This window comes from Sphingopyxis sp. GW821-FHT02C12 (assembly GCF_059421785.1).
Genome location: NZ_JBWKVQ010000002.1, coordinates 761,944 through 780,439 on the forward strand (window position 1 = coordinate 761,944; position 18,496 = coordinate 780,439).

The following is an 18,496-nucleotide window of genomic DNA, read 5'->3' on the forward strand; positions in this document are numbered from 1 at the left end:
ATCAGTTCCCGAACCGATAGCCGATCCGCACCCCGTACATCCGCGGCTCGCTATAGGTCAGCCCTACCATGCCCGACGACTGGGCATATTGGTCGAGCACCCCGACCGGCTTCGCCTCGTTGGTCAGGTTGTTGACGAAGAATGTGAAGTCGATCGGCCGCCCGCCGACGTCCTTCAGTCCGATGCTGCCGTTGAGCAGGCCATAGGCGGGAAGGAAATTATAGAAGCTGCTGTTGGTCTGCGCGGTCGAAACCTTGGTCTGACGCACATAATTGGCCGCGAGCACCAGGTCGCCCACGCTGCCGAGCGAGGTCTCGTACGAGCCGCCGACCGAGAATTTATGCTTGGGGGTGTAAGGGAAGGGCGCGCCGTTCAGGATCGCCCCCGCGCTCGCATCCGCCACTTCGGTGTAGCGCGCGTCGATGTAGGAATAGCTGCCGTTGAGCGTCAGCCCCTGCACCGGCATGACCGCGAGGTTCAGCTCGATCCCCTGGATCTTGCCCTTCGCCGCGCTGCGCGTGACGTTGAGCAGCACCGTGCCGGCCGGCGTCTGCACCGCCTCCGCGGTGGTGCGCTGGATATTGTCGTAGATGCCGCGATAGGCAGCGACATTGGCGCGAACGTCGACGTCGCCGAGCGAGAATTGCGATTTCAGCCCGACCTCGATGTCGGAGAGGCGTTCGGGTGCATAGGTGCGGAATGCCGAACCGACGGGCACCGGGCCGTTGACGCCGCCTGACTTATAGGCGTCGCGCGCGGTGACATAGACATGGACGCCGGGTGTCACATCATAGTCGAGGGTCGCGGTGTAGCTCGGATAATCGCTGTCGACCGACCCCGAGACCGCCGGCGGGCCGCCGATCGTCTGCGAGGTGAAGCTATGCTCCCAGGTATAGCGCAGCCCGCCGGTGATGCTGAGCCCGGTGAGCGCGGGGGACAGCTTGCCGAGGTCGACGGTCGCCTGACCGAAGACCGCTTCGCTCTTGTTCGTCTGAGTGAAGAAGCCCGAGATCGTCGGAAGCAGGGTGCCGATGGGGAAGAAAGTATATTGTTCGATCCCCGCGGGATCGCTCCAGCTCTGGCGGTCGAGATAGCCGCCGACCGAGAAATCGACCGCGTCGTCGAACAGCGTGCCCTGCAATTGCAGTTCCTCGGTGAAGAAATTGGGTGCGACGGTCGGGATGCGCCCGCGCTGCCCGGCGATCGGGAAGGGCATCGCATCATAATCATAGCCGTAGATCGTGCGCAGCTCCGAATAGCTGACGATGTTGCGCAGTTTGATAGTGTCGCTCAGCTGGACCGAAGCCTGGTTGATGACCTGCCAATATTTCGTCTCCGAGAATTGGTCGAGGTCATAGGAGACGCGGCGCGGGCCGCGCGCCTGCTGTTCGGCGACCGCGGTCAGCACGCCTGGATAGAAGGCCGCCACCGGCAGGAAGCCCAGCCCCAGCGGCGTGGCGTCGAAACCCGCCGCCGGGTTGTACGCGCCGAGCACGGTGCCGCCGCCATTGTTGTCCGAGTGATAATAGCGCAGCATCGTATAAAGTTCGACATTGTCGGTCGGGCGCAGGGTCAGCCCGAAGCGGAAGCTTTCATAGGCGAGATTGTCGTAATCCTTGCCCGCGAAGAACGGGCCGACGTCCTTGGTATAGCCGTCGCGGCGGCCGACCTCGCCCGCGATGCGCAGCAGCACGCGGTCGGGGACGATCGGCGTGTTGAGCGCGCCCTCGATCCGGCGGTCGTCATAATTGCCGAGCTGGATGCGGACATAACCCTCGAACTCGTCCTTCGGCTTGACCGGTTCGAACAATATGTTGCCGCCGGTCGCATTCTTGCCGAACAACGTACCCTGCGGCCCCGCGAGCACCTGGATGTTGGCGAGGTCGAAATAGGTGCCGACGCGGCCGTCGACGTTGACGCTGTTCGGGACCTCGGCGAAATAATTGACCACGCCGGGGGTCGAGCCGAACGCCGGCCCCTGGCCGCGCAGCGCAAAATAGGCGAACTCGCGCGGGTAGCCGCCGCTGATCGTGAACAGCGAAGGCGTGTTGTCGGCGAGCGAGGTGCGGTCGGTGACCCCTTTTTGCTCGAGCGCCTCGTCGGTAAAGGCGGTGACGGCGATCGGCACGTCCTGCAGCTTTTCTTCGCGGCGCCGCGCGGTGACGATGATGTCATTGAGGCCGCGACCGTCTTCGGCCGACGTGTCCGGCTGGTCGGCGGGCGCCGCATCGGCCTGCGCGAACGCGGCGGCGGGCAGCAAGCTGGCGCTGCAAGCCAGTGCGACAAGAAAGGCGGAACGCATCGACATCATCTCTTCCCTCCCAAAGGATAGCCGGATTCATCCGGTCGAGACAGCGGATGAAGGAAAATGATATCGATGTCAATAGCTCTTGCTTCAAGCCGCCGGGGCGCTATAAATAGGGCAAGTCGATAACTGATATCGATAGCAGGATGGGGATGTCATGAGCGATGTCGAGCAATTCGGCCCGTGGGTCAGCACGGAAGCGAAAGCGCGGTTTGCCGCTTTCCTGACCGAATCCGCGACTCCGGCGGACCTGTCGGAAGCGCGTCCCTATTTTGCCGCCTACAACCAGCGCCTGCTCGACAAGGCGACGGCCAGATATGCCGTCGATATTGCCGAGCGCGAGATCGCCGGGGTGAAGGTTTATGACGTCGTGCCGTCGGGCGGCGCCTCCGGATCGCCGGTGCTGCTCTGCCTGCACGGCGGCGCGTTCATGTGGGGCGAAGGGCCGGGGGCGCTGCTTGAGGCGGTGCCGATCGCAGCGGTCGCCGGCATGCGCGTGCTCGCGATCGATTACCGCCTGGCGCCCGACCATGTTTACCCCGCCGCGGTCGACGATATCGTCGCGGTCTATCGCGCGGTGACCGAAACGGTCGATCCGGCGAGCATCGGCATCTATGGCTGTTCGGCGGGCGCGGTGCTGACGACGCAGGCGGTGGCGCATTGTCTTCATCAGGGCCTGCCGCCGCCCGGCGCCATCGGGCTGTTCCATGGCGCGCCGGTCCCCTTTGCGGGCGATGCGGCGCTGGCGCAGGCCTTATTCGATCCGCGCGTCCGCTCGGGTGCGACCCCGAAGATCGAAGACCTGCCATATTTCTCGGGCGCCGACCTTTCTGATCCGCTGGTGCTGGCGGCCGGGCACCCCGAACTGCTCGCGCATTTCCCGCCGAGCCTGCTGATCTCGGCGACGCGCGATTTTGCCGCGAGCGCGGTGTCGGTGATGCACCGCCGCCTGCTCGCGGCGGGTGTCGAGGCGAGCTTCGTCCTGTTCGACGGGCTGTGGCACGCGCATCATATGGACGTCGACCTGCCCGAATCGGTCGAGACCTATAAGATCGTCGCCGGCTTCTTCCGCAAATATCTCGGCTGAGACGTCAGCGGCTCGTTTCGCGCGCGACGAGTTCGACGGGAAGCGCATGCGCGGTCGTGCTCGTATTTCCCTCGATCAGCGCGACGATCGCCGCGCCGAGGGTGCGGCCCGCGGCGGCGCCGTCCTGCCGGATCGAACTGATCGACGGGCGGTGGACGCTGGCGATCGGCGCATCGTCGAACCCGACGATCGCGACGTCGCCCGGCACCGTCGTGCCATGCGCCAGCAGCGCGTCGCACGCGCCGGCGGCGATGAAGTCGCTCGCCGCGAAGATGGCGTCGAACACCGTGCCGTCGTCGAGCGCGCGGCGGACGACATCGGCCGCGCCTTCGGGGGTGAAGGGGCAGGGCAGCGCACCGACCAGCCGCGCTTCGCTGGCCGCCAGCGCCTCGCGAAAGCCTTCGAGGCGGGCGGCGATCTCGGGATGCTGCATGTCGCCGAGGAACAGCAGGCGCGATGCGCCGCGTGCGACGAGATGCTCGGCGGCGAGCTTGCCGCCCATGCGGTTGTCGCTGCCCACGACCTTGATGCCGACGCCAGGCACCGGCTCGCCCCAGGCGACGATCGGCAGGTTCATCGCGGCGACCTCGGTCACCCGCTGCGCGCCTTCGCCCTGACCCAGCATCACCGCGCCGTCGGCGCCGACCGCGTTGGACGACAGGAAATGCTCGTTTGTGGTCAGCAGGATCGAATAGCCCGCGGGGGTCAGCGCCTCGAGCAGGCCGCCGATGATCGCGAGGATCAGCGGATCGGTGTGCGACTGGTGGTCGGGGTCGCGGTGGTCGATCACCACCGCGATCGTCCGCGTTTCGCGCGTCCGCAGGCTGCGCGCCGCGACGTTCATGCGGTAGCCGACCTGTTTCGCCACCTCTGCAATGCGTTCGCGCACTTCGGGACGGACGAGGTCGCTGCCGCGCAGCGCGCGCGACACGGTGATCTTGGAGACACCGGCCAGCGCCGCGACCCTTTCCATGGTCGGTCGTTCGCCCTTGCCGATTCTGCTCATCGCTGCACGTCCCCTTAAACCCGGCCCCTATCTACAGGCGAAGTAGCGGCGGACCAGCCCTCCGATCAAGTCATTGGCGGCCGCGACCGCCGCGATGGTGATGGGAAGAAACTGAAAGCCGTGCGGCAGGCCGGGAAGGCGGCAGGCGAGCGTTTCGACCCCGCTCCGGACCAGCGCCGCGGCATAATATTCGCCGTCGTCGCGCAGCGGGTCTTCGGACGCGGTGAGGACGATCGCGGGCGCGAGGCCCCTATGGTTGGTGGCCAGCAGCGGCGAGACGAGAGGGTCGGACTCCGGCCTATCGCCCAGATAATATCCGCGGCACGCATCGAGATAGGGTTTCGACAGCCCCGGCGCCGCGACTTCCGCGAACGATGGCAGCGAAAAGCTCATATCGGTCGCGGGGTGGATGAGCAGCTGAAAAAGCGGCTGCGGCTTGCCCTCGTCGCGGAGCCGCAGGGTCGCCGCGGCGGTCAGGTTGCCGCCGGCGCTTTCGCCGCCGAGCGCGACGCGGGCCGGGTCGCAGCCGAGGTCCGCCGCCGATCGGCGCGCCCAGTCGAAGGCGGTCATCGCATCGTCGAGTCCGGCCGGGAATTTATGCTCGGGCGCGAGGCGATAACCGACGCCGAGGACCGCGCAGCCGCTCGCCGCGGCGAGGTGACGGGTCATGGCGTCATGCGTATCGAGGTCGCCGAACATCCAGCCGCCGCCATGGAGAAAGACGAGGAGCGGCAGGGGATCGTCGGACGCGGGGCGGTAGAGGCGAACCGGAACGCCGTCGGCGTCGAAATCCTCGACCCGATCGATAGCGGTCCCCGGCATCGCCGCCGCCATCATCGCCATGTTCGCGCGAAGCAGCGGAATCAGTTCGGGCGTGAGCGGCGGCATCTCCTGCGGCGGACCGGCGAAGGCGGCAATATCGGGATCGAGCATCGGATGTCCTTCCGATGACATCGATAACAACGAGAAGGGCATTTGTCCAACGACCTTTCGGGGCGGATCATCAGCCTGCCGGATTCGGTCCATCATCCACGCGATAATCGCGCGTGGCGGGCGAGCGATGCTCGCCGGGCGCGGCGCCGGCGTCTAGCGTCGGCCTTTGGGGCGCGAGGTGCCCGATTGGTGCGAAGAGGAGATTGGACATGTCGGCGCAGACGGTTGCCGCGCTTTGGGATCGCGAGATGATCCGCGATTGCCTCTTTCGTTATTGCCGCGGGATCGACCGGTGCGACGAGGCGATGTTGCGGTCGGCCTGCTGGCCCGGCGGCACCGACGATCATGGCGCCTATAATGGTACCACCGACGGCTTTGTCGACTGGGCGATGCGGGCGCTGCCGTCGATCGAGCGCGGCATTCACCAGATCCACAATATATTGATCGAGCTGCGCGGCGACGAGGCGGCGGTCGAAAGCTATTTCACCGCGTTGCAGCGCCAGCCGGGCGGCGAAGGCGGGCTGGTCGAGCTTTACATGGCGGGGCGCTATGTTGATCGATTCGAAAAGCGCAGTGACGAATGGCGAGTCGCCGACCGGGTCGTCGTTTTCGACTGGGTCGACGAACGCCCGGCGCCGGACAAGAGCGAGGACGAGCGGTTTGCGCATCGCAAATCGGTCGGGCGCCCGTGGCCCGACGATCCGGTCTACAAGCTGTTCGGCACGGGTGCGAAGGGAGAGGCATGATGGGGATCGAGACGCTGGCGTGGGAGCCGCTGTTCGTGATGCGGCTGAACGTCGCCTATGATCAGGCGCAGCCAATCGGCGGCGAAGGCCGGATGGGGATTTTTCCGGTACATGGCGGAACGTTCGAGGGACCGCGGCTGCGCGGGCGGGTGATGCCCGACGGCGCCGACTGGGTGACCTGGCGCGGTGACGGCACGATGATCATCGATGTGCGCACCTCGCTCGAAACCGACGACGGCGCGCGGATCGCGATGCACTACACCGGGCTGATGGCGCCGACCTCGCCCGAGGCGGAGGCGCGTTTCGCGCGGCGCGAGCCGGGGCCTTATGAGGATCTCTATCTGCGCACGACGCCGCGCTTCGTCACCGGCCACCCCGATTATGACTGGCTCAACCGGACCGTCGCCGTCGCCAATGGCATGCGCACCGACGACGGTCCGATGTATCACGTCTTCGCGATCAGCTGACCGCGTCCGCTGCCGCGGCGAAATGATCGCCGTGGCGCTTGCGGAGTTCGGTCTTGAGCAGCTTGCCCGTCGCGGTGTGCGGCAATTCCTCGACGAAAATTACGTCGTCGGGTAGCCACCAGCGCGCGACCTTGTCGGCGAGATGCGCCATGACCTCTTCCTTCGTGCAGGTTTCGCCGGGGTGGAGTTGGACGAGCAGCAGCGGGCGTTCCTGCCATTTGGGATGCGCGACGCCGATCACCGCCGCCTCGGCGACTTTCGGATGCGCGACGGCGGCATTTTCGAGATCGATCGAACTGATCCATTCGCCGCCCGACTTGATGACGTCCTTGGCGCGGTCGGTGATCTGCAGGAAACCGTCAGGGTCGATCTTCGCGACGTCGCCGGTGTCGAACCAGCCGCCTGAGTCGAGCGCGCTGCCCGCTGGCTGGCCGTGATAGGCATTGAGCACCCACGGACCACGGACCTTGAGCAGTCCCGCGGCTTCGCCGTCGCGCGGTAGTTCCTTGCCGTCCTCGTCCTCGATCCGCAATTCGATGCCGAACACCGAGCGGCCCTGCAGCGCGCGCAGGTCGATCTGAGCCTCTTCGCCCAGATCTTCATGGTGCGCGAGAGGGCGGCACACGGTGGCGACGGGGCTGGTCTCGGTCATCCCCCATGCCTGCATCGTCTCGACCCCGAGCAGGGTGCTGAAGCGTTCGATCAGCGAGCGCGGGGTGGCGGCACCGCCGGTGAAGATGCGGTCGAGCTTGAGCGCCTGCCGATCCTCGATCGCGCGTTCGCGTTCGAGATGGTCGAGAAAGGCGAACCAGATCGTCGGCACGCCGAGCGAGAAGGTCACGCCTTCGTCGCGCATCAGCTCATAGAGCGAGATGGGATCGAGCGCCGAGCCGGGCAGCACCAGCTTCGATCCCGCCATCGCCGCCGAATAGGGGATACCCCACGCGTTGACGTGGAAGAGCGGGGTGACGACGAGGATCGAGTCCGCGGCGCCGAGTGACATGCTGTCGTTCGCGAGCGCGCTCATCGCGTGAAGCACGGTCGAGCGGTGACTGTAGAGGACGCCCTTCGGGTTGCCCGTCGTCCCGCTGGTATAGCAAAGCGCGCTGGCGCTGTTCTCATCGATATCGGGCCATGCGGCGATCGCGCTCGGGCCACCGATCAGGCTCTGATAGGATATCGGATCGGCGATGCGCGTTTCGGGCATGTCGGCCTGATCGGCGAGGACGATTACGCGTTCGATCTTCGGCAGATCGGCGAGAAGCGGTTCGACGACCGGCAGCAGGTCGGGGTCGACGCACAGGATGCGGGCGCCGCCATGGTCGATGATGTAACGAATCTGCTCGGGGAAGAGACGCGGGTTGACGGTGTGGAGAACCATCCCCGCGCCGCTGACGCCATAATAGAGTTCGAGATGCGGCAGGCGGTTCCATGCCAGCGTCGCGACCCGGTCGCCGGGCTTGAGGCCGAGGTCGGCAAGGCCCGCCGCGATGTGGCGCGCGTGGCGTTCGACCGTCCGCCAGTTCGAGCGGGTGAGCGCGCCATCGGCGCCGCGCGAGACAATTTCACGCCGCGGATGGTTGGTCGCCGCATGGCGGATCAGCATCGCCGTCGTCAGCTGCTGCGCCTGCATCAGGCCGTTCATCAACTCTCTCCCTTTCGATCCCTTGATTGCCGCGACGATTGCCCAGACCGCGAGCGGCGCGAAGCGCGGCGACCGGCGCACCTCGACAATCACATTTGGGAAAGTCGCACGATCCCACCCCGCTAGCGCGCCAGCCGCGCGTTGCTGCGGCTAGGTCCGTCGCAATCGATGGGAGATGCGATCATGAATCTGGACCTGGCACCCGCAGACCGGGCGTTTCAGCAGGAGCTACGCGAATTTTTCGCGAACTCGATTCCCGAGGAGTGGAAAAAGACCGTCCGCGCCGGGCTGCGCCTGTCGCCCGAAAATCTGGTCGCCTATCAGCGCCGCCTTGCCGATCGCGGCTGGGGGGCGCCGACCTGGCCGAAGCAATATGGCGGCACCGGCTGGACGCCGCAGCAGCTTCACATCTTCTGGTCGGAGGCGTCGGCGGCCGATGCGCCCGCGCAGTTCCACCAGGGGCTCGAACTGATCGGGCCGATCATCTTCACCTATGGCAGCCAGGCGCAGAAGGATTTCTACCTGCCGCGGATCATCAGCGGCGAGGATTGGTGGTGTCAGGGCTATTCGGAGCCGGGGGCGGGGTCGGACCTTGCGGCGCTGCGTACGCGTGCCGATCGCGAAGGCGATGAGTATGTGATCAACGGACATAAGATGTGGACGAGCTATGCGCATGTCGCCGACCGCATGTTCGTGCTCGCGCGCACGTCGAACGAGGGGCGGCGCCAGCAGGGCATTTCGCTGATGCTCGTCGACATGGACACGCCCGGTATCCGGGTGAGTCCGATCCACACGCTCGATGAGAAGCATCACACCAACGAGGTGTTCCTCGACGACGTCCGCATTCCCGCCGCCAATGTCGTCGGCGAGGAGGGCATGGGCTGGAATTACGGCAAAGTGCTGCTCGACCGCGAGCGCATGGTCGCCGCGGCGACCGCGATGTTCCTGCCGCAGACGCTGCGCGCGGTGCGCGAGGCCGCGACGCGTCGCAAGACCGCGCACGGCCTGCTAATCGACAAGCCCGAGTTCAAGGCGAAACTGGCGCAGGTCGAGATCGAGGCACTGGCGGTGCAGGCGATGGTGTTGCGGCTGATGGCCGATGCCGCGGCGGGCGCCGACTCCGGGCCGCGCGGATCGATGGTCAAGCTGCGCTGGTCCGAACTGACGCAGCAGGCGACCGCTTTGTGGGTCGAGACGCTGGGACCGAAGGCACAGCATTTCGCGGCGCTCGACGATGCGAGCGTGCTGCCCGAGGATATGCCCTTCGCGCTGAAAGGCGCGCTCTATGCGCGTGTCACCACCATTTACGGCGGGTCGAGCGAGATCCAGCGCAACATCATCGCGCGCCGCGCGCTCGGGCTTTGAGGGAGATTAGCGATGCAGTTCGCCTTTAACGACGAGCAGCAAATGCTGCGCGACAGCGCCGAACGCTTCGGTGCGGAGGAATGGAATGCCGCCGAGCGGTTGAAGCGGCTGGCGGAAGTTGGCGAAGGTGCCGCGCAGCGTTGGGGCAAGATGGCCGAGCTGGGGTGGCTGATGCTGCCGATCGCCGAGGAAGACGGTGGGCTCGGCGGCGGGCCGGTCGAGGTGATGGCGATCATGGAAGCTGTCGGCCGGCACCTGATGACCGATGCCTATGTCAGCCATTGCGTGCTGCCGGCGGCGCTGATCGCGGGCGGGGGCGAGCATTGCGCGGCGCTGCTCGAGAAGGTCGGGGCGGGGCAGGTGCGCATCGCCGCGGCGCTGGTCGAGGAGGAAGGTTTTGATATCGCGTCCATTTCGACCCGTGTGGTTGCTGACGGCGATGGCTTCAGGCTGACGGGGGCCAAGGCGCATGTCGAGGATGGCGCCGACGCCGACTGGTATCTGGTGTCGGCACGGACAGCAGGAACTTCGGGCGAGCGCGACGGCGTCGGCCTGTTCCTGGTCCCGGCGAGCGCCGAGGGGCTGCGCGTCCAGCGGTTCCGCGCGGTCGACAGCCATCGCCATTGCAACCTGACCCTCGAAGGGGTCGCGGGCATCCCGGTCGGCACAGTGGGCGACGCGGCGGACCGCATCGAGGCGGCGCTCGACCTTGCGATCGTCGCGCATCTGGCCGAGGCGGTGGGGTCGATGGAGGCGGCGGTCGAGGCGACGCTCGACTATGTGCGCACGCGCCAGCAGTTCGGCGTCGCGATCGGCAGCTTCCAGGTCGTCCAGCACAAGGTGGTCGACATGAGCGTCGCGTGCGAGGAAGCGCGCGCGCTGATGATGGTCGCCGCTTCGCAGCTGGCGAGCGGGGGCGATGCCAGGTCGCTGATCGCCGCAGCGAAGGTCCGCGTCGCGCAATGCGGCATCGCGGTGGCGCAGCAGGCGGTGCAGCTGCATGGCGGGGTGGGCACCAGCGAGGAACTGATCGTCAGCCACCATCTGCGCCGCCAGATGATGCTCGAACTGGCGCATGGCGACCGCGATCATCACAAGGCGCGGTTTGCGGAGATGACGCGCTAGCGCGCGATGGCATGAGATTGAATCGTCATTGCGAGGAACGAAGCGACGCGGCAATCCAGAGTGGCGTAATCCGCTCTGGATTGCTTCGCTGCGCTCGCAATGACGAGGTGTATTAATCCAATGTCATCAATATTCTAGGCGCCCTGCTTCGCCTCGTCGGCCTCGATCCGGCGCCCCGCCAGCCAGAACAGCAGCGACCCGATCGCGAGCGGCAGCGCGACGAGCGCCATCGCGGCGCGCAGGCCTTGCTCGGTGCCGAGCGACGGGGCAAGCAGGTCGCTCGCGATGCCGACGAACAGCGGCCCCAAGGCGAGGCCGATCGCGTTGGTGACGAACAATTGCACCGCCGCCGCCATCGCGCGGACGTGTGCGGGGACGAGCGTCTGCACCGAGGCGAAGACCGAGCCATAGTTGAGCGCGTGGACGAAGATCGCACCGCTCAAAAAGGCGAAGGACAAAGACACGGTCGGGGCGAGCGCGGCGCCCGCGAACAGCGGCGCCGCGATGACGAGCGAGGTCGAGGGGACGAGCGTATAGCCCTTGATCCCGCGCCGCGCGGCGCGGTCGGCGAGCTGGCCGCCGACGAAGGTGCCGACCATGCCGACGAGCCCGACGATCAGCCCGAGGCTGAGGCCGAGGAAGACCGTCGGCGGCACGCCCCAGCTCGCCGCCAGCGCGTCGATGCCCGCGACATGGGTGCGCATGTAGAGCGAGCCGAAGAAGGAGGCCTGACCATAATAGCCGAAGGCGCCCATCGCGGTGCCGAAGGAGATGAGCCAGAAGCTCGGCAGGCCGCGCAAGGTCGCGAGCACCTGACCCAGCGGCATATGCGGCGCGGCGGGCGTCTGCGGCGTGATCGCGCGCTTGCGCGGTTCGTCGAGGGTGAACCAGACGAGGATGGCGAGCAGGATGCCGGGGACGCCGGCGATCAGGAAAGCGGCGCGCCAGCCGAGGCTGGCGAGCAGGATGCCGCCGAGGACGAGGCCAGCGAGCGAGCCGACGGGCACGCCCAAGGAATAGAGCGCGAGCGCGCGGCCGCGTTGTTCGCGCGGGACATAGTCGGTGATCAGGCTGTGCGCGGCGGGGGTGCAGCCCGCCTCGCCGACCCCGACGCCGATGCGTGCGAGCAGCAATTCGGTGAAGTTGCGCGCGAGGCCGCAGAGCGCGGTGAAGCCGCTCCACACCGCGAGCGCGATCGCGATCATGCCGACGCGGTTGCCGCGATCGGCGATGCGCGCGAGCGGGATGCCGAGCAGGGTGTAGAAGAGCGCGAAGGCGAGGCCGCTGATCATCCCGATCTGCCAGTCGGCGAGGCCGAGGTCGGCCTTCATCGGCTCGACGAGGATCGTCACGATCTGGCGGTCGAGCATGTTGAAGGCGTAAACCGTCATCAGCAGGAACAGCGCGCCATAGGGCATGGACGCGGGCCGGGCCGTGTCGGGGGTGATCGTGTCGCTGGTCATCGGCCTCTCCATGGCGGGCGCTTTGCCCGTTCTTCGCAGGCGCCACTCTAGGCTTAGGCTGGCAAGACGACTGGGCGAGAGCGCGAAGGTTGGCCATTATCCCCATGCTGATTTGTCACCCCGCGCGCGCATCGCGCTCGCCGAGGTGTCGTGCGGCGCGCAGACGGGCGGGCGAGGAGAAGCAGCCATGGCCTTCGCGACGAACGGTGCCATCACCATCCATTATGAGCGCATGGCGGCGGGCAACGGGCCCGTCGTGATCCTGCTGGCTGGGGCAGGGCGTCCGTCGACCGATTTCGATTATGGCTTTTGCGCGCCGCTCGTCGCGGCGGGCTTCGTGCCGATCCGCATCGACAGCCGCGATACCGGACGTTCGACCGCGCTGGTCGATGATGTGCCCGACCTGCATGCGGTCAAGGCCGCGGCGCTGGGGCAGGGCGATGCGCCGCCGCCTTATGGCATCGCCGATATGGCGGCCGATGTGCTTGCGGTGATGGAAGCCGAGAAGATCGGTGCGGTGCATCTGGTCGGACGCTCGATCGGCGGGCTGGTCGCGCAGCAACTGGCGGTGCAGGCGCCCGGGCGCGTGCTCAGCCTGTCGCTGGTGATGGCGATGAGCCGGTCGATGGCCGACGCGGTTCCCGATGCCGCGCTCGACCGGCTTGCTGCCGACCATATCCCCGACGAGAATAGCTATGTCGCGCGCCAGCTCGGCGTCGCGCAGGCGAACGGCATGGCGGCGGATTTCGACGCGGGGCGCGTTGCCGAGGAGGCGCGGACAGCCTGGCGCCACGGCGTGCATCGCGGCGGCACCGCACGCCATTTCGCTGCCAGCCTTGCCGCGCCCGACCTGCGCGCCGCGCTCGGCGCGCTGCGCGTGCCGACGCTGATCCTCCATGGCCGCCACGACAAGGTCATTCCGGTCGCGCGCGCGCTCGAGACGGCGGAGGCCATATCGGGTGCGATCATCGAGATCGACGAGCAGATGGCGCATGACGGGCCGCCGCGGCTGCGCGCCGCCTGGGGGGCGCGGATCGCCGCGCATCTGGCGGGTTTGCCACCCATGTCCTGAGCTTCACCGGATATCACATATGTGATATGACCGATCGAAGTCACGCTTTTGCCCGTCCGGCGGAGGCGGGCCGCTATCGTGCGCGCAGCAGAGACCGCCCGCAAGGCGGCAGATTGACCGGCCACAGATGGCTTCAGCGCTGTCGTTGTTGGGGTGGAGAGATGAAGAGAAAACCCGTCAAATCGGCATCGCGCACCTTTGAAGTGCTCGAACTGTTCCGCGACCGCCGCGAGCCGTTGCGGCTCAACGAGATTTATTCGGCGCTCGGCTATCCGCAGTCGAGCACGACCAACCTGCTCAAGAGCATGGTGATCGAGGGCTATCTCAACTATAATCGCAAGACGCGGACCTATCTGCCGACGCTGCAGGTCGCCTCGCTCGGCAGCTGGCTTTACGGCCATGTCGCCTATGGCAATGGCTATAACTGGCTGATCGACGAGCTGTTCCGCAAGACCGAGGAAACCGTCGTCCTCGTCACGCAGAACGACCTGTTCATCCAATATGTGACGATGCGCACCCCCGACCATCCGCACAAGCGCCCGCCCAATCCGGGCGAGATGCGGCTGATGCTCGACGCGACCGCGGGCATGGCGCTGATGAGCCGGATGCGCGACCGCGAGATCGACAAAATCTATCGCTATTCCAATTATTACGAGCTCAATCCCGACAAGGCGATCACGCTGGAGGATGTGATGAGCCGGATCCGCTGGATCCGCCACACGGGCTATTGTTACTGGCCCGAGCATCCGGTGCCGGGGATCGCGTCGATCGCGATGCCGCTGGGCAACAGCAGCCATGGCATCCCGCTGGTGATCGGGATCGGCGGCACGACCGAAAGGCTGTCGCCGCGCCGCGCCGAGTTCGTCGAGATCATGCGCGAGACGATCGCCGAATTCCACCATCGCTTCCCGCAGGATTATCGCGGCGATGACAGCTCCGACGAGAGTGAGGAATTCGCCATCGCGGCGGAATGAACAATCGCATCTGAAATAAGCGGCGGCGCCGGACCGACCGGCGCCGCGCGTTCGCGTGCAGCGGCTATCCTCTGCCGTCACAAGAGGAGAAGATCATGCCCGTCGCCATCGACCTGTTGCCCGCCGGCGTCGCCGGGCTGGGCGAAAGCCCGCTGTGGGACCATCGTAGCGCGCGGCTCTACTGGGTCGATTCGATCGCGCCCGAAATCCTGTCGAGCGATGCCGAAGGGGGCGATGTGCGGCGCTGGACGCTCGAGCAGCCGGTTGGGAGCATCGGGCTAGCCTCGGACGGCCTGATCGCCGCGCTGGCGGACGGTTTTTACCGCTTCGATCCCGAAAGCGGGGGCGTGACCGCGATCGCGCATCCGGTGATGGCACCCGCGACGCGGCTCAACGACGGCAAGGCCGACCGTCACGGCCGCTTCCTGACGGCTTCGATGCGGACCGGTTATGACGATGACGCGGGGGCGCTGTTCCGCCTCGATGCCGACGGCGGCTGGGCGGAGATCGAGCGCGGGGTGGCGATCGGCAATGCGATCAGTTTCTCGCCTGATGGCGCGACGCTCTATTTCGCCGACAGCCTTGATGGGCATTTGCGGCGTTATCGCTATGACGGCGAAAGCGGAGCGATCGGGCCGCGCGAGGATTTGGTCGATTGCCGCGAGCAGGGATCGGGGCCCGATGGCGCGACGGTCGATAGCGAAGGGCGGATCTGGGCGGCGCTGGTGCTGGCCCAGGCGGTGGCCTGTTATTCGCCGGCGGGTAAATTGCTGCGCTCGATCCCGGTGCCGCTGCCGTTCCCGTCGTGCCCGGCGTTCGGCGGGCCGGACCTCGACACGCTGTACCTGACGAGCATCGCCAATTCGGGGCATCGGCTGGTCGCCGATCATCCCGATGCCGGGCGGATCACGGCGATCCGCGGGCTCGATGCGCGGGGGATTGCCGAGGGGGTTTACGCTTAGCTGCGTTTTGAACCGTAGCCCTGAGCCTGTCGAAGGGCGCCTGTCAGAGAAGCGCCCTTCGACAGGCTCAGGGCTACGGTAATATCCTCAGCGCAAGGCGATCGAGATACCGCCGTCGACGAGCAGCGACTGGCCGGTGACGAAGCCCGAGCGGGCGCTGTCGGCGAAGAAGAGCACCGCCTCGGCGATGTCCGAGGTTTCGCCGAGACGGCCGAGGGGCGTGCTCGCGACGCGCGCCGCGAAGGTCGCGTCGTCGAGCATCGCGCGCACGCCTTCGGTCGCGACGGTCGAGGGGGCGACGGCGTTGACGCGGATCGCCGAGGGGGCGAGTTCGATCGCCGATGAGCGCGTCATGCCCTCGACCGCCGCCTTGATCCCGCAGTAGACCATCGCATTGGGCAGCCCCATGTGCGCCGACACCGAGGCGATGTTGACGATCGCGCCGCCGCGCGTGCGCATATGCTTCGCCGCGGCCTGGGTGCCCCAGATAATGCCCGCGATGCCGACCCCGAGCATCTTGTCGAGGCTTTCGGCGTCGATGCCGTCGATCGGCGAATATTTGGTCCACATCGCGTTGTTGACGACGATGTCGATGCCGCCGAGGTCGGCCGCCGCGCTGTCGAACGCCTCATGCAGCGCGTCGCGGTCCGACACGTCGCAGCCGAGCGCGACGGCCTGGCCGCCGTCGGCCGCGATTTGCTGGACGAGGTCTTCGGCCCAATGCGCCTTGCGGTCGAGCAGCGCTACGGCCGCGCCATTGGCGGCGAGCTTGAGCGCGATGTCGCGGCCGAGGCCGCGCGACGCGCCGGTGACGAGCGCGACGCGCCCTTCGAGAGATTTGGTCATAGGAGAGCCCATAAAAGTGGAGCCCGCTTTTGGGGCGGGCTCCAGTGGGAGAGAGATCAGAATTTGTAGCCGACTTCGACCCCGTAGACCCTGCCCTTGTTGAGCGGGGAGAAGGTCGAACCGGCGAAGAAGGGCAAAGGTGCCTCGGTGCCGAAGGTCGCTTCGTTGAGCAAATTGTTGCCGTAGACCGAGACTTTGACCCGGCCATGGGTGACCGCGAGGCTGGCGTCGACCATCGTCGCGGCGCGGAGCAGGCCGGTGTTCTGGTCGTTGTAGAAGGCGGCATCGCGGTGGTTGGCACCGACACGCGCTTCGGCATCGAAATCGCCGCCGACATTGGTGGCATAGGTGATCGAGCCGCCGTAGCTCCACGGCGACAGGCGCGGCAGTTTCAGGGCGAAGTCGCGGTCGTTGATCACCCCGTCGGCGTTGAGATCGAACAGGATCTTTTCATACTTGCCCTTGGTATAGCCGAACTGGCCGGCGATCGTCAGGCCCGAGACGGGCTTGACGAGCAATTCACCCTCGAGCCCCTTGATCGACACATCGGCGGCGTTGGTGATGATCTGGAAGTTGCCGAAGGGCGCGAAGGGCGCCTGGAATTCGCGCTGGGTGCCGTTGATGCGGTTGTAGAAGCCGGCGAGGTTGATCCGCGCGACATTGCCGAATTCCTGCTTCAGCCCGACCTCATAGGCGTCCTGCTTTTCCTGGTCGAACGGACCCGGCGCGACATTGGGGTTGAGGTTGCGGAAGTTGTAGCCGCCGCTGCGGAAACCCTGTGCGAAGGAGGCGTACAGCAAGGTGTCCTCGGTCGGCTTGAACTGGACGCCGACGCGGGGGGTGAAGCCGCTCCAATTGTCCTTATCGACGAAGTCGTAGGAACAGCGCAGCGTGTCGAGGTTGCAGCCGCCGACGCCGATCGAGCGGACCTGCACCGCCTTTTCCTCGGCCGAATAGCGCGCGCCGACGCTGACCGTCAGCATGTCGGTGATGTTCCAGTCGATCGTCGCAAAGACGCCGCCGGTCTTCTGCTTCTGACGCCCGCCGCCCGAAACGGTGAGCGCGCCGCCCGAGAGCAGGCGCTGTTCGGCGTAGTTGATGTCCTGGTCGAAATAGAAGAGCCCGGTCGTCACGTCGAAGGCGCCGAAGGTGCCCGCGTAGCGCAGCTCGTTGCTGATCTGCCACTGTTCGATATTGTTGCGCGAGTGGAGGCTGGTGACGGGCGAGCCGTCGACGTCGGCGCCGCTGTCGTTGCTGAGCGCGCGCACGGCGGCGATGTTGGTGATCGTGCCGTCACCGAAGGCGGTGTCGATGTTGATCTCGGCGATGCCCTGATCCCAGTCGGTCTTGGTGAAGCCGGCGTAATTCTGGTTCACGCGGAAGCTGTCGCGCGGGAAGAGGCCGTGGTTGGTGACCGCCGGGCCGTCGCCGCGGATGCGGCCATGTTCGTAGCGCAGGATCAGGTCGAAACTGTCGTTGGGCTGGAAGCGCAGGGCAGGGCGGACGATCAGCGTTTCGCTGCCGCCGAGCTTCTTGCCGTCGAAGTCGTTTTTGAACCAGCCGGCGTCGTCGTTGTAATAGACCGCGATCTTGCCGCTGAGCACGTCGCCGACGAGCGGGCCCGACACCGAGATGCTCGCGCGCTTTTCGAGGCCGCTCGACAGCGCGGCCTTGGCATCGAGGCGGAAGCGGTTGGTGGGCGTGGTGGTGCGCAGCAGTACCGCGCCGCCGGTGACGTTGCGCCCGAAGAGCAGACCCTGCGGCCCGCGCAGCACTTCGACGCCCTCGAGGTCGAAGGTGTCGAACAGGACGCCGGCGCTGACGCCGAGATAGACGCCGTCGACGAACACGCCGACGGTCGGGTCGATCGAGGGGATCGAGCTGTTGATACCGAGGCCGCGGATCGAGAAGTTCGCATAGCCCGGGGTGGTGCCGACGCTTTCGAGCGAGGCGTTGGGGACCGCATAGCTGACGCTGGCGATCGAGCGCGCGTGGATGCTGTCGAGTTCGTTGCTGCCGAAGGCGGTGACCGCGATCGGCACGTCCTGGACATTCTGCGCCGAACCGCGCTTGGTCGCGGTGACGACGATCGCGGTGAGGCCGCCTTCGTCGGCCTGCGCCTCGTCCTGCGTGACGTCGTCCGATGCGTCCTGCGCGAAGGCGGGGGCCGCGGTCAGGAGGGCGGCGATACCGGCGCCCGCCAAAAATATGCTGTGCTTCTTCATCGTCCACTCCCTGATGAATCGCGCTTTCCTTGTCATCCCTCGATGGCGTTCGCCTCGAAGGGGGTGCGCGGGGTTTTAAAGGTCTTGGTGCAGCCCGTCGGGCAGGTTGCCCGGCCCCGTTCGTGGGTTGCGGGGCGAAGGGCAATGCGGGCGGCCCGGTCGGCGCCGATATCACAAGCGCGATTCCGGAAGCGCGTGTTTCAATCGCGAATGAGATTTTCGACCCGCCCGGCGGCTTTCGCGTCCGGTGGCCGCCGCCCGATGCCATGGAGACG

At 66.5% G+C, this 18,496-nt stretch carries 15 protein-coding genes; 8 read left to right on the forward strand and 7 right to left on the reverse strand.

Annotated elements, in window-relative coordinates; translation table 11 throughout:
• Nucleotide 1: 1 nt before the first annotated feature.
• The gene (locus AC07U1_RS18950; protein WP_495197780.1) at nt 2-2,308 is read right to left on the reverse strand and encodes a TonB-dependent receptor; all 2,307 of its coding nucleotides are present in this window, start codon (nt 2,306-2,308) and stop codon (nt 2-4) included.
• 154 nt (nt 2,309-2,462) lie between these two features.
• Here AC07U1_RS18950 and AC07U1_RS18955 point away from each other — a divergent pair, with 154 nt between their 5' ends.
• The gene (locus AC07U1_RS18955) at nt 2,463-3,392 is read left to right on the forward strand and encodes an alpha/beta hydrolase (protein WP_495177904.1); all 930 of its coding nucleotides are present in this window, start codon (nt 2,463-2,465) and stop codon (nt 3,390-3,392) included.
• A gap of 4 nt (nt 3,393-3,396) precedes the next feature.
• Here the strand turns inward: AC07U1_RS18955 and AC07U1_RS18960 are convergent, their stop codons facing one another.
• Together AC07U1_RS18960 and AC07U1_RS18965 are read right to left on the reverse strand one after the other, a co-directional pair.
• On the reverse strand, nt 3,397-4,398 hold the full coding sequence (locus tag AC07U1_RS18960; protein WP_495177903.1) for a LacI family DNA-binding transcriptional regulator: 1,002 nt from the start codon (nt 4,396-4,398) through the stop codon (nt 3,397-3,399).
• A 27-nt stretch (nt 4,399-4,425) separates the two neighbouring features.
• Complete coding sequence (locus tag AC07U1_RS18965; RefSeq protein WP_495177902.1) at nt 4,426-5,331, reverse strand: alpha/beta hydrolase; 906 nt, start codon at nt 5,329-5,331, stop codon at nt 4,426-4,428.
• Between the two features lie 209 nt (nt 5,332-5,540).
• Between AC07U1_RS18965 and AC07U1_RS18970 the strand changes: the two genes are divergently transcribed.
• Both AC07U1_RS18970 and AC07U1_RS18975 read left to right on the forward strand, forming a co-directional pair.
• A complete protein-coding gene (locus tag AC07U1_RS18970; protein ID WP_495177901.1) occupies nt 5,541-6,077 on the forward strand; it encodes a nuclear transport factor 2 family protein in 537 nt (178 codons plus the stop codon).
• The gene (locus tag AC07U1_RS18975) at nt 6,077-6,544 is read left to right on the forward strand and encodes a DUF3237 domain-containing protein (RefSeq protein ID WP_492743028.1); all 468 of its coding nucleotides are present in this window, start codon (nt 6,077-6,079) and stop codon (nt 6,542-6,544) included. The genes AC07U1_RS18970 and AC07U1_RS18975 overlap by 1 nt, the downstream gene beginning before the upstream one ends.
• Here AC07U1_RS18975 and AC07U1_RS18980 read toward each other — a convergent pair.
• Complete coding sequence (locus AC07U1_RS18980) at nt 6,537-8,189, reverse strand: long-chain fatty acid--CoA ligase (RefSeq protein WP_495177900.1); 1,653 nt, start codon at nt 8,187-8,189, stop codon at nt 6,537-6,539. The genes AC07U1_RS18975 and AC07U1_RS18980 overlap by 8 nt on opposite strands.
• Before the next feature lie 183 nt (nt 8,190-8,372).
• Here AC07U1_RS18980 and AC07U1_RS18985 point away from each other — a divergent pair, with 183 nt between their 5' ends.
• Together AC07U1_RS18985 and AC07U1_RS18990 are read left to right on the forward strand one after the other, a co-directional pair.
• On the forward strand, nt 8,373-9,554 hold the full coding sequence (locus AC07U1_RS18985; protein WP_495177899.1) for an acyl-CoA dehydrogenase family protein: 1,182 nt from the start codon (nt 8,373-8,375) through the stop codon (nt 9,552-9,554).
• Nucleotides 9,555-9,566: 12 nt separating this feature from the next.
• Nucleotides 9,567-10,679: an acyl-CoA dehydrogenase family protein gene (locus AC07U1_RS18990; protein WP_495177898.1), complete on the forward strand. Its 1,113-nt coding sequence runs from the start codon at nt 9,567-9,569 to the stop codon at nt 10,677-10,679.
• A gap of 134 nt (nt 10,680-10,813) precedes the next feature.
• Here AC07U1_RS18990 and AC07U1_RS18995 read toward each other — a convergent pair whose 3' ends face one another.
• Entirely contained in the window at nt 10,814-12,142 is a 1,329-nt protein-coding gene (locus tag AC07U1_RS18995; RefSeq protein WP_495177897.1) for a spinster family MFS transporter, read from the reverse strand.
• Between the two features lie 187 nt (nt 12,143-12,329).
• Here AC07U1_RS18995 and AC07U1_RS19000 point away from each other — a divergent pair, with 187 nt between their 5' ends.
• From AC07U1_RS19000 to AC07U1_RS19010, 3 genes are all read left to right on the forward strand, one after another.
• The gene (locus AC07U1_RS19000) at nt 12,330-13,214 is read left to right on the forward strand and encodes an alpha/beta fold hydrolase (protein ID WP_495177896.1); all 885 of its coding nucleotides are present in this window, start codon (nt 12,330-12,332) and stop codon (nt 13,212-13,214) included.
• A 161-nt stretch (nt 13,215-13,375) separates the two neighbouring features.
• A complete protein-coding gene (locus AC07U1_RS19005; RefSeq protein WP_187140389.1) occupies nt 13,376-14,188 on the forward strand; it encodes an IclR family transcriptional regulator in 813 nt (270 codons plus the stop codon).
• A gap of 95 nt (nt 14,189-14,283) precedes the next feature.
• A complete protein-coding gene (locus tag AC07U1_RS19010; RefSeq protein WP_495177895.1) occupies nt 14,284-15,150 on the forward strand; it encodes an SMP-30/gluconolactonase/LRE family protein in 867 nt (288 codons plus the stop codon).
• A gap of 87 nt (nt 15,151-15,237) precedes the next feature.
• Here AC07U1_RS19010 and AC07U1_RS19015 read toward each other — a convergent pair whose 3' ends face one another.
• Both AC07U1_RS19015 and AC07U1_RS19020 read right to left on the reverse strand, forming a co-directional pair.
• Nucleotides 15,238-15,996 carry an SDR family NAD(P)-dependent oxidoreductase gene (locus tag AC07U1_RS19015; protein WP_495177894.1) on the reverse strand — a complete coding sequence of 253 codons (759 nt, stop codon included), beginning with the start codon at nt 15,994-15,996 and terminating at the stop codon, nt 15,238-15,240.
• 56 nt (nt 15,997-16,052) lie between these two features.
• Entirely contained in the window at nt 16,053-18,221 is a 2,169-nt protein-coding gene (locus AC07U1_RS19020) for a TonB-dependent receptor (protein ID WP_495177893.1), read from the reverse strand.
• Nucleotides 18,222-18,496 lie beyond the last annotated feature (275 nt).

Coding starts and splice junctions, on each gene's coding strand:
- AC07U1_RS18950 (WP_495197780.1), bottom strand. CDS start 2,308: ATGTCGATGCGTTCCGCCTTTCTTGTCGCACTGGCTTGCAGCGCCAGC.
- AC07U1_RS18955 (WP_495177904.1), top strand. CDS start 2,463: ATGAGCGATGTCGAGCAATTCGGCCCGTGGGTCAGCACGGAAGCGAAA.
- AC07U1_RS18960 (WP_495177903.1), bottom strand. CDS start 4,398: ATGAGCAGAATCGGCAAGGGCGAACGACCGACCATGGAAAGGGTCGCG.
- AC07U1_RS18965 (WP_495177902.1), bottom strand. CDS start 5,331: ATGCTCGATCCCGATATTGCCGCCTTCGCCGGTCCGCCGCAGGAGATG.
- AC07U1_RS18970 (WP_495177901.1), top strand. CDS start 5,541: ATGTCGGCGCAGACGGTTGCCGCGCTTTGGGATCGCGAGATGATCCGC.
- AC07U1_RS18975 (WP_492743028.1), top strand. CDS start 6,077: ATGGGGATCGAGACGCTGGCGTGGGAGCCGCTGTTCGTGATGCGGCTG.
- AC07U1_RS18980 (WP_495177900.1), bottom strand. CDS start 8,189: ATGAACGGCCTGATGCAGGCGCAGCAGCTGACGACGGCGATGCTGATC.
- AC07U1_RS18985 (WP_495177899.1), top strand. CDS start 8,373: ATGAATCTGGACCTGGCACCCGCAGACCGGGCGTTTCAGCAGGAGCTA.
- AC07U1_RS18990 (WP_495177898.1), top strand. CDS start 9,567: ATGCAGTTCGCCTTTAACGACGAGCAGCAAATGCTGCGCGACAGCGCC.
- AC07U1_RS18995 (WP_495177897.1), bottom strand. CDS start 12,142: ATGACCAGCGACACGATCACCCCCGACACGGCCCGGCCCGCGTCCATG.
- AC07U1_RS19000 (WP_495177896.1), top strand. CDS start 12,330: ATGGCCTTCGCGACGAACGGTGCCATCACCATCCATTATGAGCGCATG.
- AC07U1_RS19005 (WP_187140389.1), top strand. CDS start 13,376: ATGAAGAGAAAACCCGTCAAATCGGCATCGCGCACCTTTGAAGTGCTC.
- AC07U1_RS19010 (WP_495177895.1), top strand. CDS start 14,284: ATGCCCGTCGCCATCGACCTGTTGCCCGCCGGCGTCGCCGGGCTGGGC.
- AC07U1_RS19015 (WP_495177894.1), bottom strand. CDS start 15,996: ATGACCAAATCTCTCGAAGGGCGCGTCGCGCTCGTCACCGGCGCGTCG.
- AC07U1_RS19020 (WP_495177893.1), bottom strand. CDS start 18,221: ATGAAGAAGCACAGCATATTTTTGGCGGGCGCCGGTATCGCCGCCCTC.